Below are 13,231 nucleotides of genomic sequence, written 5' to 3' on the forward strand. Positions count from 1 at the left end.
AAACTCTTTAAATGTCGGAAACATTATTATTATCGTCCGAAGTCATGTTACTCTGGCGATAAGAGTTTATGTTCCGGACAATCTATCCGCAAATCTATTTCCGACAACTTTATATTCATGAGCCTGCAAAAATGATCTTGGCCTTTTGCGTTCGACTCATAGTAGTGACAGGTATAACACATACGTTGAATAGTGATAATTCTAGCCTTATTGAGATGGCGAATGATATCCAATAAGCTCAATAACAGACGTTCTTTATCGCCAGACGACAATTTGTCAATTGGCACTTGTATTTGCTCAGAAAACACCGAAGACTTCTCTGCAATTACACGACCTTTCTTTGTAAGATGAATGATGTAACTTCTAGAGTCATAAGGTTCAAAAACTTTGTAGATAAGTTCTTTGTGTTCCAGAGTTTTGACTGTTTCACTTAGAGTTGCTTTGGTCATATTAAACTCATCTGCCAAATAACTCACCTTATGCTTTTCGTCCGAATGGGTTAATAAAAATATAAGAACTTGTACCTGTATTGGACTTAAAGAATATTCTTTACTTTCATTCCATAGTAATACCCTAAAAGCTTGCGAAACTCTTTCTAATGAACAAACGATTTTATTTTCAATGCTGGAATTCTGATTATTCAGATCGAATACTGATTTACTCATATATGTGTTATAATGTTTAAAGTTGTCGTGTCTTTAATCCGTTTAACTTACTCCTAAAATATTTCTCGGTATCACAAAAATTTTGTTTTTTTAATCTGATCTGTCTCTAACTCTTTGAATCCGGTAAACATAAAAATCTAACATGCACAATATATAATATTTCCCATTTTTACCCAAACTTATCTTGAAAATTTGTCGCATGAAAATGTTGTGATTTTGATCTCACTTAAAACCCAATGTAATTCTAAGTTATATAATGAAATCTATTGATTTATTCACAATTATCTAATTCAACAATAATATACCCTTTGACTAAAATATCTGCCTCCCAGCTTGGCTTTAAGACTTCAACGTGACAAAAACTACATTCTTTTGCTGTGAATTCCTGAGAGCCTTGCCCCTTGGATTTCAAATACTCTTTTCCATAATTATAAACTATTGATTGATCTTTTATTTCTACAGGAACCAGAATATCAAAATGCATTATCATGCCATTTGTTTTGGTGACATAGCTGTCCCAAACTGCTACCTTCATACTACTTAATACTTAATAGCGGTATTGGTTCTTTACTGAAATTGGAAAATTGTAGTTAGAACATTTACCACCTAACTGAAAAAATATTTCCCAATAAAGATAATGATTCCATTTTTATTGGGCAGAAATACTATGCTTTTACGTCTACAATTGACGCACCGAAATTAATATGCAACACATTTCCATTAGGCGTCACTAATGCCGGTACCGATTTCACCCCGGCACTTTCGGCTTCGGATACACGGGACTTTTCGCTGCCCAAATGAACTACCTCTACTTTGTCCGCACCAAGCAATCCAATAATGTCATGTTCTGCACTAATACACACTGGACATCCGGCATGATAGAATACTGATTTACTCATTTTTAACTAATTTTTATGGTTCGACGAAATTGTCCACGCAAATATAGTTAGTTATCCTAACATTTACAATTATTTTATTTCTCCAACTATTTTTGGCTCCTCATATTCAAAATATTAATATCCTTTTATCTAATATATGCTGTTGAACCAATACTCTGTTCCATAATTATAGTCATAGAACCCTTCAAAGCGGCAGAATCGGAGCAATCTTAAAGATATCCTTACGAATTGCTCAAAATCAGCTGACAAATACCTGAGCTTTAATTAATAAATTATAAACAATTATTCTTTAAGCGTAAATGACAGAAATAGTCAACATTTGTCTTTAAATTGAATGAATGCAAAAAAAAATATTTGTCTAAGTGGCAATAACTAAAATGAATATCCAATTAATAAATTTCTAATTCCTAAATAATTAATCTTTAATCCATTTTCATGATTTGAATGAAAATCCGTTGCTGTAATAGTTGCATTTCCGAGCACAATGTATTTTTCATAATACGTATTTTCAAATTTTGAATCATAGTAAGCAACTGACAAACCTGTTTCTACTCCCAAATGGAACTGACTTGTAAAATAGTATTTCAAACCTAAAAAAGGGATAACCCCGACTTGAACTCTCTTTTCATATGTATATAAAAACTTTTCAGAATTACTATTCAATATAATAATATAATATTGATTATATCCACCTTTAAAATAACTTCCATAAATGTCACATCCAAAATAGTGAACAAATCGCTTATTTTGAAATTGCTTTTCCAGACCAAATCCCAAAGTAAAATCAATATTGGATCGAAAATTCAATGAATTAGTAACTTGCAAAAAAGTGTCATTTTTGAATTTGATTTGAGAACTTAATGTAAGATAAGTTCTCAAATAATTTACTGAATTCAAGTCAATCAATTTACCTCGGCTAAACTTCGTCTTAAAAATGATAGATGCAGAAGCTGTATTATCAAAAACACTTTTGAATGTTCGAAATCCGATTTCGATTTGATATTTGTTCTTCCTTATTTCACTTAAGCTTGATTTACGTTCTTCATTTTGAGCTTTCACATTTTGATTGATGAAAACCACTAATACTAATAGACTTATAAATATTCTCATTTGGATAATTTTAAATAATTCAGCAAGTTTTAAATAAAGTTTACCTGTAATAAATTACAGGCTACCATACATATCCACTTCCTCTTTAGATATCACTCATACAGCTACATTTTCCATTTAATAAGGCAAATTTAATGATTTTTAGAAGAGTTGCAAACCTCAACACGCTGTTTTTTAGAATTCAAGAAATTATGAATCAATAAGTTACAATCAGCAGACTGAAGGTCCATTCTAACTATAAATCCTTGTTGCTCGGGTATTTAGTCACTAAATAAACTGTTGTTCGCTGCATGCTCAGGCTAAATAATCTTATCCAAGGGTTTCTCAGCTTGCCGCTAGCATAGTTAAATCATCTAACTTTTCCGGTAAAAACTGTGCGTGATACATCAAACTTCCGGTTGGAGCGCCTAATATTCTATGGATTTCGGTTTGTGTGTAATGTAGCTTAAAATTGGGAATATTAAACCTGCCGATCTAAAATAGAATAGATTCCTTAGTCAAATTCAATCCTATCATGCTAAACTTTCATTACAAATATCGCTCTTGAATGACATTTATATGGTGTAGGATATGTCCCATCATAATCCATGCCAGGGCCCTCGCACTGAAATTACTGCTAACACCTTTTCCTAAAAATTTGCTTTGCTCCTCAGTTATATTTTGAAACAGAAGCCCGGAATTCTGCCGCACGACCTGGAATTCATTAATTAAACTGTTCATGCTCCTAGATGCTACGTTCACGTTTGATGCGTAAAGTTTGTCGTCCATACTATAAAAAACTGTTTTGTAATCTCCTCTGATGCAAACAAGAGCTCTATACGCAAATACTCGCTCAGTGTCTATAATATGCATTAATACCTCCTTTATTGTCCACTTATCACCTCCATATTTATAATTATGCTTATCCGGTGGAATATTTGCAAAAAAATCGATCGTCCTTTTTGTATTATCTGCAAACATTGTCTCAAAATCACCTAAATCGACCAAATCAATATAAGCTTTAAAATAAGGATCATACTCTTGCTGCTCTGGTCTTTTAATTTTCATCTTTACTATAATTAACTCAACCTAAAATAAAGCAAATCCATGCTTTAATTACAATGGCAAAATTGCCAAACTTTATACAAAAGTAAAAATATTATATATAAGTAAGGTTACAATTCATGATCACTAAAATGAGATAAGTCATCATCCCTGCTTCAATAAGAGATACACTTACCAGGAAGTCCTTTCAAAGAAATGCACTAACCCCCTATAAACTGGACTATTTTCAATTCTATTTAAAATCTTATTTCCAAACTATAGTGATTAACCCGCTTAAAATCAAAATTGCTCCTATACAAATTTTCCAAGTTAATTGTTCCTGTAAAAATAAGAATGAAAGGATTATTGTTATTATAATACTTGCTTTGTCAATTAGTGCAACTTCTGAAACTTGGCCAATTTTTATAGCTTTGTAGTAGAATATCCAGGAAACTGTCGTTGTCAAAGCAGATACTCCTAAAAAGGAAACGTCTTTTAGAGTTAAGTTCAAAAAGTCCTTTATTTGATTGAACACAAAAATGTTTATCCAAATAAATGCGAATACAAAACTTGTTCTAATCGCAAGGCCGGTGTCAGCACTTACATTTTTAAGCCCTGCTTTTGCCACAACAGAGGTCAAACCTGCAAAAAGCATGGAGATTAAAGCATAAAATTGATATTGTTTCACTATTAACTTTGTTGTTTCTTGAGGTTCTTGGTAACTTAAATATAATACTTCTAAACATAAATATCTATTTTGATTAGAGACATTAATATTCTTGAGTAAAAGTACATTAAAGGTATCAATATTTTAATTAGAGAGGCCATAATGTCCATAAGAAATCTTGCTTGCATATTTTATAAGGTTAAGCTTTCATGGAAGGCAAGGTGATTCAGACAAGTTTATTCAATTTTTCCTGATTATCATTAATGTTGAAAGTTAAAACCAGGTATTCTTATGCTTATAAGCATAATTCTGAAAAAATGTTCCCAACCAATTTGAAGATAAGAATTCCACCAAGGAAGTTCCTTTATGGATAAGTATTCAGCCAGCTGGATTCCGGAATGGTCCCCAAAAAACTTTAGTGTTTTAGTGAATTGATAAATTAGGATAAATAATAGTAGAAAATAATCTCAGTAAACATGTCAGCAAAATCAAAACTAATGTGTCAATAAATCAAACAGGATTATTCTGTCCTAGTGAGTCTTCCAATGGACTCATCCGCATTTGTAATCTTGGTATGCCGGTAACATGATTCATAATGTATAAAAATATACATTACAATTAATATTGCCACGATTTAATTATATTAATTTTTTGGTAGTTTTTTCACAACCTGACATCAGACTGTGAAAATACCATATTTTCTGTTTTCAAATGCATTAAACACCTGGTAAAATTTAATATAACCGAATTTTAGACATGATAAAGGCATTATTTTTATAGACCGCCGAATATTTGCAAAAAAATAAGAACTCCCACAGGCTTAAAACAAGTCAATTTTGAGAAAAGCTAGGGTCTTTTTTGTGACTATTCCGGTAATCAACTTACCACTTGCTTATCCAAAAGTGAACTTTCTGTGGTGGGAACCTTTGCTCCGAATGATACACGTCATGCCGGATATTTGTCACACCGAGGAAAAATGCTGCGTATAGCAAATTTGTATGATCAACTGATTTGCCATCACCAATGCCAAAAGTTGATATAGCAGTTCTTTTGTGCATGTTGATCAAAACAGGAATTGACATCAGTCTGTGCCCCATCTGCAAAATTGGAAAATTAATCTTGATCAAAACAAGTATTTGCATCAACGGCATTTTGATCGATGTCAAGACCATACAAAACAAAGGCTCTCCATTAATAAACATCGACATTCCATGAAAATTACCCTAAATAAATTGTTATACATTTACTTCCAGAAAAATTAATGCAAAATTTTCTGTGGCGAAGCGATGCAAAAAAAACTAATAATTGTACCACTAAAAAGGTAGAAGCTTGACCAAAAAAAACTCAATTGATATACTATGACACCTAAGAAGAGGTCTCGTTGAAAATGAACGAATGAAGTCTTGAATTTTATTCAAGACCAGATGCATAGAGATGCATCTGATGAGAGAACTGAGAGATCCTTCTCTCAGCTTACGAATGAAGTCTTGAATTTTATTCAAGACCAGATGCATAGAGATGCATCTGATGAGTGAACTGAGAGACCCTTCTCTCCGCTTTATAGCAGAAAGCCCTTTGTAGTTTTATTTTATCATTATCTGTAAGTGACGATTAGCTTTTTATTGTATATTTCCTTTGGGCTTTCTTCTATACGGCTAAATGTTATGGGAGGTATCATTCAAAGTCTCGCTTTGTAAGTTCTGATTGTCTTATTATCGAATGTAATGTTCCAATTTTAATTTCTTTATGCACCGGTACTGGAACAGTTATCGTTGAATTCTCCGTAAGTTTTTGCATTATTACATGACTTCCTTTCTGCCTGACTTTTATAAACCCATGGTTTGACAATATTAAGCAGATGTCCTTACCTGATAATGTTCTCATTAAAAATTAGATATTAACTGTAACCCTTGAAATTTGCAATTCGTTGTGCAATCTTCTAGTTATTTCAGTTTCGGAGGCTGTCTCATAAAATAATTCAAGAGCTTCAACAAGGTTTGATTTTGCCTCATCTGGTGTATCACCTTGACTTGCAATATCTAATTCAGGACAAAGAGATATATACATATTGTCCTCCTTTTCTATTACTGCTGTTAATTCTATTTTTCTGTGCATAGAGCAAATTTAGTGAATTTTTTGATATCTCCCATAACGGTTCTGAGATTGATGCAGGCAGAGCATTTTTCGATGGCTGCCATAAGTAACAATTTCAAGTCAAATTTACGACTTTTTCTGAATTGAAAACTGGTTTGCTCTGCTTGAATCAATCTCATGTTATCTGAAATTTCATTTTTTATAGAAGAAATAACCAGTTTCTTGCGTTGGCTGCCAATTATCATTATTTAATCCGGGAATTTTCAATTCGTTGAAAAGCTTTTTGGAGCCTGAAATTGTCATAGTGAATTGGTTTACATTGTTTGTATTTCTTTCATTTACAATATATTCAATTCTATAATCTTCAGTATTGACAATTTTTTTAATATGTGGATCTAAAAATTCACTAATTGCTTTTGGGTTAGGAAATTTTGTTGATTTTATAAACTCAATTTCAAAACTGCCCTCATATTTAAATGTTGGCCAATAAACAAACAGAAAATTCGGGTTGTTTTTTTGCTCTTGAAAATAAATATTGTACATTAACTTACTGTCAAATACTATTTTTTCGAGATAATAATCGAACGGAAAGTGAGAATTTAAATATTTAATTTGCTTGAAATCGAATTTATATGTACTTCCATCATGGGTCATGGCGCTTTTTAATGTTGGATTTATAGTCCACATTCCAATTTCTCTGTAGTTTTTCACAACAGTAAGTCAAAAATTTGGCACTTCACTAGAATTTTCAACTTCTTTCCCTAATTTAGTATTCTTGATAAATTTAACAATTTCGATTGAATCCTCAAGAATAAAATTAAACATACCAAAGGTCTTGTCATCGTCATTATGCGGATATCTGCCTATTATTTTAGTTGTAGAATCAACTAATAAGGTATCAAATAATAATTTTTGACAAAGTGCTTGACTGCTGATATTAATTATAAATAATAGGAGAATAAGTCTCATTTATTGATTTTTATATTCAGAAAACGTCAGACTGTGAAAATACCATATTTTTTGTTTTCAAATGCATAAATCACCCGGTAAAATTTCATATAACCTAATTTTAGACATGATAAAGGCACTATTTTTATAGACCGCCGAGTAGGTTACAAAAAAATAAGCTCTCCCAAAGGCTTAAAACAAGCCAGTTTTGAGAAAAATTAGGGTCTTTCTTGTAAGGAGAAACCCAATTTCTCAATTTTTCGATAAGCATCGGAACCCCTAGTATAGAGAAACATCGTTTGATGTTGTATACAAGCATTATTAAACTGTGTTCACCATTGACTTTTACTAATCCTTTAAGGTTGGTGTAATAATATCCCCATTTTCTTTTTATGGTTCCAAAGATATGCTCATTAATTTCTTGTCGCTTACGGTACAATACTGCATTGTCTTTATAGCGTTTATTGTTCTCTTCCACCGCAGAAGCAAATTCACTTCTCTCTATTTCTCTGCCTCCACTTGCTCTACCTGTACAGAGATGTTTTACCGGACATGTTTTACAGTCGGGTGTTCGGTATTTTTTAAATCTATAACTGTTATGATTATCTCTTGATTTTTTATGCCAGGAACCGGTTGTATTTAAAATATTTCCTTGTGGGCATGTATAACAATCGCTTTCTTCATTATAAATGAAATTCGTTACTACGTATTCTGGTGTGGTTCCATGTGTGTTGCTATTCACTATTTCAGAAGGTGCAACGATTGTAACAATATTTGCATCTTTGCATTGCTGAATTTCTCGCCCATTGTGATAGCCTTTATCTAGAATAGCAATAAAATTATCTGCAGCTAAATTTGCTTTTGCTTCGAGTGCGATATCGGTTAAGGCATTCCGGTCATTGCGATTTATGGTATGAGTGGCAATGACCAATTTATGTTTTTCATCAACCGCAGTTTGGACATTGTAACATACCTCTACGACTTGTCCATGAACCAACAATGCTCTGGAATCCGGATCAGTAGTACTTATCTGTGGTTCGTTTGTAGAAAGGAGTTGTTCCTGAAGAATTTCATACTTAATTTTGTTCTTCTTAAGTCTATTTATTTTTTCTTGGATGTCAGAAACTTTGATTAAGTCGTCCTGGGAATCGTTTTGTTCAAGTAGATTGATGTATTCCGTACTTTTCTCTTCAATATAGGCTAAATGTCTCTCAATTTTCTTTTGATTGTAATTATTCTTTTTGCTGTTGTGGGCTCTTGACTTTGTGCCATCAATAGCAACAACTTGTCCACTGACTAAATCGATATCCTTCAAAAATGAAACAAATAATTTGAACACGTTTTTTAATGCTTTAGGATTGTCTTTTCTGAAATCAGCAATGGTATGATAATTTGGTTTCAAGCCTAATGTTAACCACTGAAGTTCGATATTGCGACAGCATTCTGTTTCTAATCGGCGACTACTTCTCAAACCATTTAAATAGCCATACAAATAAATTCTAAGAAGTGTAGCAGATTCAAAACTTGGTCGACCCTCATTCTTTAAAGTCTTTACTTCAAATCCAAGTTTTAACAAATCTAATTGCTCTACAAATGCGTCAATAAATCGAACGGGATTATCCTGTCCTATTGAGTCTTCCAATGAACTCATTTGCATTTGTAATCTTGGTATGCCGGTAACATGATTCATAATGTATAAAAATACAGATTACAATGAATATAGCTACGATTTATTTATATTAATTTTTATGGTAGTTTTTTCACAACCTGACGCTTCGCGGCTTGTCGCAGTGGCGATTTACCGAGAACAAATTTATTAGTTTTTATTTAAACAGTCAACTTTATTTTTCACTTAAGTTTTTATTGATCGCCATTGAGACAAACCGCTGTTATGGACCGGTCTAAGCGAAGTTTGTAAAGCAAGAAACGATTGCCATTTTGTAAGCCATCACACTTCATGTTGTTTGAATATTACTACAATGGTTTGCAATAATTTATGCCATCACGTAAAGGACGCCTGAACGGAATGTCTAGTTTTTGTTAATTTATACAATGTGAAGCATTATTAATTCGTCATGTTTGAACTCTTGAATTCGTTAAGGATAATAAAGTATTGCAATTATGATTTGCTTGACTATAGTAATGCAAAATCGCTTAGGCGTCCTTATTTCGTTTTGTTTAAACATGCCGTTATGTAATGGCTTAGATCGTCCATAACGGCGAAGTATTCACGCCGTAGCTGCCAAAGGAGGCAGCGATAAAGTTGAATACAAAATTAAAAAAGTAGGCTCGACCGAAGCTGAATGCAGCTATGGGCAGGAATACAATGTTATGCTTAGTTTATTTTTTATCACGTTTTAAATTGTTATTCAATGTTTTCAAAGATTCGTTTATGGCTTTTAAATACATACTATCCTTTTGACTATCAACAACCAAATGTTCGAGTAGTTGATTGGTTTTGGTTGTGGTGGACGGTAATTGGTTTATGGTTTCTTCGATTTTTGTGGGTAAATGATCTATATCATTATCTTTGGTGAGAGACAATAAGTCAGGGATTCCACATAAAAGTGATATAAAAATTGAACCATAAGCGAGATTTTTAGCAATGGTTGATTCTTGTTTCGATTCGGTTGATAATTGTTGACTAAGTGAAAGCTGAACTTGAAGAAGTTCAACTTGTTTTTGATATATTTCGGTTTGGCTTGTTAATACTTCAATTTGTTTATTGGATTTTTCTGATTCTTCAAATTGAAGAAGTTTCATACATGTATCAGCTTTAAGAACAAATCCACAATTTTTATGATTGTCAAGTTCTTGAACGTTGTTGAAGTTTCCGTTTTGACAATGAGCTTCTTCGTGAAAGAAAGAATTGTAAAACCATTCTCTTATAGAACGATTAGTGCAGTTGTTAATAGTGTAACCTTCTTGTTGAAGTGTTGATATTAAAGAATTGAATTTTAATCCGTTGGTCAAATTTTCACGACCAAGTTGTAAAATTCTAAGGTAAAGTTTATCGTCTATTTGTTTACTCATAGATTTTAAATTTTATTTTAATGTAGCATAACAATCTGCTTTACGCAAGTTTAAACTTGCGGCAATCTACTATTATCCGAGAAATATACGCAAGTTTCTTTTTGTAGGAGAGCTTTGCGCTATGAAGTTGAAATTGGTTATGTTGTTTTTTTATATGTATTGATTTAGAACAGTTGACAAATATAGGTTATTTGCTATAAATTTGTCTAATTTTAATTTTACTGATTATTTTGTATTGTTTACATCTGTTATCGGGGTATAAATTTCAGTAGTTTTGAGTAATTTAAGAATCAGAGCTGACTGCATATATTGGATATCAAATCATCCCTCAATTTGATGCGTCAATCAGCTTTAAAGGTATAAAAAAGTGCTGAAGGTACAAATAGCTGCTTAGCATCTTAGTAGGCAGAAAGTTCTAAGATCCAGCAGTCGTAAATCACAGTTTAAATTGCTTGAAATTTGCATATTTCTTTCAAATGCCCAAGATAGTTTACCACATTTTTTTTGCTGCCTTCTTTAAAATAATATGAACTAAAAAAACATGAACTAAAAAAATATACATATCGCAGCATTATTTACTTTTGCAAAGGGAATACTGCTTTACATAGGAACCAATATTGCCTGATATTTTTCTTAGTCTGCTTTCTTAAAACTTGGGTGTCCAACTTGCCACAACGAAAAGCTTACCATATCAGCAAACTCTTTAAAATTTTCATCTACATCTGATGTAAAGTGTCCATTACCATAATTTACATAGAGCAATACTGGTTTATTAGAGCTAGTACTATTTTGTAAAACTGCTGCAAACTTTGCTGGCATCCAAGGAACGACTCTTGCATCATTCATCCCACTTCTTACAAAGACAGCAGGATATTTTGTGTCTTTAACCACTTTGCTTTGTGCATCCATTTCTATTAAAGACTTGCATTCTTCTTCTACTTTTATTGACCCCATTTCTGGAATTTGATTGTCGCCATTTGGCGTAGTTTCTGACCTTAAAGCATTTGTTACTCCAACTTCATCTATTGCTACTGCAAACAAATCAGGTCTTTCAGTAATGGCTCTACCAATTAATATTCCACCTGCACTCATTCCTTCTCCGATTAGTTTCTGCGGTGATGTATATTTTTCTTTAATTAAATATTCTGCACAAGCTATAAAATCTTTCCAAGTGTTAGGTTTTGTAGCTTTCATTCCAGCTTGATGCCATTCTTCTCCCTTTTCGCCGCCACCCCTTACGTGTGCAAAAGCAATGCTGCAACCCTGCTCTAAAAGTATTGCCATAATGTCAATAAAGCTTGGTTGAGAAGAACTGCCATAAGCACCATAACCTGTAAGATAGCAGGGAGCATTACCATCAAATTTAATATTCTTTGGGTATAAAATTGAAAGTGGTACTAAAACTCCATCATGACTTTTTACTTCAACTTCTTTAATTGCAATGTCTTTTGCAAAATCAGGATAGCTTCCATTCATATCAAACCATTTACTTTTAAGTATTGTATTTTTTGCTACATCATATTCGTAAATCGAATAAGGCGAAAGCCAATTAGTATTGTATACAATTAATCTGTCGTTTGAAGTTTCATTAAAAGGCGATGAGCCATTTATTCCTTGAGGTAATAGCAATTTTTTAGTTGTTAAGGTTTTAGGGTCTATCAAATGTTTTTCTTTGGTAAGTCCATTGCTTGTTGCATAAATAATATAGTTTTTAGTTTTTTGAATACCGGTAATCACGTCTTTGCCTTCTACTACAATTATCTTTGCTTTATCAAAATTTGGATTTAGTAAACTGGTTACACCTACCTTAAACTTGGGTGCATTTTTATGCGATAAAAAGAAAAGTTGATTTCCTATTGGATAAAACTCGGTTATCTCATCTTCATATTTTATTAAGGGCTTCCAATTAATTTTCTCTTTATGCAATTCGTCAACAGGTGCAAAATAAACCAATGATTCTCTTTTTACTGAACCTATATTTAAAAATAAATATTTATTGTCATCAGAAACAATAATACTTGGAAATCTTTCGGGCAATACATTCAGTTCTTTATATTTTTCTCTTGAAAATAAAAGTTTATCGTTTGTAGCATAAGTACCTATTGTATGCAAATACACATCCATATATTTTAAAACATCATCACTTTTATTGTCCGTACTTTTCATTTTAGTGTAAATAATTTCAGTAGCATTTGATGTAAATTGGATAGGAAACTCACTCCAAATTGGACCAAAATTATCATCTAATAACTTTTTGGTTTTTATATCAAATATTCTTGCCTGGCAAATTTCTGCACCACCACTTGAAAGTTTTATTGCTATTTTATTACCATTATCATCAGCAATAAAATCTATAAGTTGTGTGCTCTTGCCTATACTTTCTGGGTCAAACAAAAGTTCTTCCTTGCCATCGGGTAACATTCTTAAATATAGTTTGCTAAGGTTTGCCCCTTTTGTAGTTTTTGCATAATAGTAAGTGCTGCCACACTGAATTATTTTACCAAAAACATCACCACCCATTTGTTGATATTCTTTTAATCTTTTTAGTAAAATATCTCTGCCACTTATTTTGTTAATTAGATTATTTGAAAAGTCGGCTTGTACTTTAATCCAAGTCATAACAGCAGTGTCTTCAAGGTTTTCAAGCCACCGATAATTGTCGGTAATTTTGGTGCCAAAATAATTGTCAACTACGGGGATTTCTTTTGTTGTTGGATAGTTGAATTGTGCTTTTGCAGTTTGAGCAAAAGCTAAAAAGATTAATACTTTTAATGTTATTTTTTTTTGCATAT

At 32.3% G+C, this 13,231-nt stretch carries 13 protein-coding genes and 1 pseudogene; all 14 read right to left on the reverse strand.

Annotation, left to right across the window (positions count from 1 at the left end; translation table 11 throughout):
• Nucleotides 1-47: 47 nt before the first annotated feature.
• The 14 genes and pseudogenes from IPI99_03940 to IPI99_04005 all read right to left on the reverse strand — a co-directional run bounded on the left by IPI99_03940 (nucleotide 48) and on the right by IPI99_04005 (nucleotide 13,229).
• A complete protein-coding gene (locus IPI99_03940) occupies nucleotides 48-665 on the reverse strand; it encodes a winged helix-turn-helix transcriptional regulator (GenBank protein MBK7339664.1) in 618 nt (205 codons plus the stop codon).
• Nucleotides 666-936: 271 nt separating this feature from the next.
• Nucleotides 937-1,200, reverse strand: a complete 264-nt coding sequence (locus tag IPI99_03945) for a DUF2024 family protein (GenBank protein MBK7339665.1) — start codon at nucleotides 1,198-1,200, stop codon at nucleotides 937-939.
• Between the two features lie 130 nt (nucleotides 1,201-1,330).
• Nucleotides 1,331-1,564, reverse strand: a complete 234-nt coding sequence (locus IPI99_03950) for a thioredoxin family protein (protein ID MBK7339666.1) — start codon at nucleotides 1,562-1,564, stop codon at nucleotides 1,331-1,333.
• 372 nt (nucleotides 1,565-1,936) lie between these two features.
• On the reverse strand, nucleotides 1,937-2,674 hold the full coding sequence (locus IPI99_03955; GenBank protein MBK7339667.1) for a hypothetical protein: 738 nt from the start codon (nucleotides 2,672-2,674) through the stop codon (nucleotides 1,937-1,939).
• A gap of 528 nt (nucleotides 2,675-3,202) precedes the next feature.
• A complete protein-coding gene (locus IPI99_03960; GenBank protein MBK7339668.1) occupies nucleotides 3,203-3,721 on the reverse strand; it encodes a DinB family protein in 519 nt (172 codons plus the stop codon).
• Between the two features lie 241 nt (nucleotides 3,722-3,962).
• A complete protein-coding gene (locus IPI99_03965; protein MBK7339669.1) occupies nucleotides 3,963-4,385 on the reverse strand; it encodes an EamA family transporter in 423 nt (140 codons plus the stop codon).
• A gap of 860 nt (nucleotides 4,386-5,245) precedes the next feature.
• Entirely contained in the window at nucleotides 5,246-5,506 is a 261-nt protein-coding gene (locus tag IPI99_03970) for a hypothetical protein (GenBank protein MBK7339670.1), read from the reverse strand.
• A 532-nt stretch (nucleotides 5,507-6,038) separates the two neighbouring features.
• Nucleotides 6,039-6,248, reverse strand: a complete 210-nt coding sequence (locus tag IPI99_03975) for a type II toxin-antitoxin system HicA family toxin (GenBank protein ID MBK7339671.1) — start codon at nucleotides 6,246-6,248, stop codon at nucleotides 6,039-6,041.
• Nucleotides 6,249-6,254: 6 nt separating this feature from the next.
• Complete coding sequence (locus IPI99_03980; protein ID MBK7339672.1) at nucleotides 6,255-6,479, reverse strand: type II toxin-antitoxin system HicB family antitoxin; 225 nt, start codon at nucleotides 6,477-6,479, stop codon at nucleotides 6,255-6,257.
• A 171-nt stretch (nucleotides 6,480-6,650) separates the two neighbouring features.
• Nucleotides 6,651-7,001, reverse strand: a complete 351-nt coding sequence (locus tag IPI99_03985) for a hypothetical protein (protein MBK7339673.1) — start codon at nucleotides 6,999-7,001, stop codon at nucleotides 6,651-6,653.
• Between the two features lie 177 nt (nucleotides 7,002-7,178).
• The gene (locus tag IPI99_03990; protein ID MBK7339674.1) at nucleotides 7,179-7,427 is read right to left on the reverse strand and encodes a hypothetical protein; all 249 of its coding nucleotides are present in this window, start codon (nucleotides 7,425-7,427) and stop codon (nucleotides 7,179-7,181) included.
• A 208-nt stretch (nucleotides 7,428-7,635) separates the two neighbouring features.
• Nucleotides 7,636-9,096, reverse strand: a pseudogene (locus IPI99_03995) (IS1182 family transposase).
• A gap of 650 nt (nucleotides 9,097-9,746) precedes the next feature.
• A complete protein-coding gene (locus tag IPI99_04000) occupies nucleotides 9,747-10,439 on the reverse strand; it encodes a hypothetical protein (protein MBK7339675.1) in 693 nt (230 codons plus the stop codon).
• Between the two features lie 633 nt (nucleotides 10,440-11,072).
• Nucleotides 11,073-13,229: a prolyl oligopeptidase family serine peptidase gene (locus IPI99_04005; protein MBK7339676.1), complete on the reverse strand. Its 2,157-nt coding sequence runs from the start codon at nucleotides 13,227-13,229 to the stop codon at nucleotides 11,073-11,075.
• Nucleotides 13,230-13,231 lie beyond the last annotated feature (2 nt).

The organism is Saprospiraceae bacterium (genome assembly GCA_016710235.1).
In the GTDB taxonomy this organism is placed as follows: Bacteria; Bacteroidota; Bacteroidia; order Chitinophagales; family Saprospiraceae; genus Vicinibacter.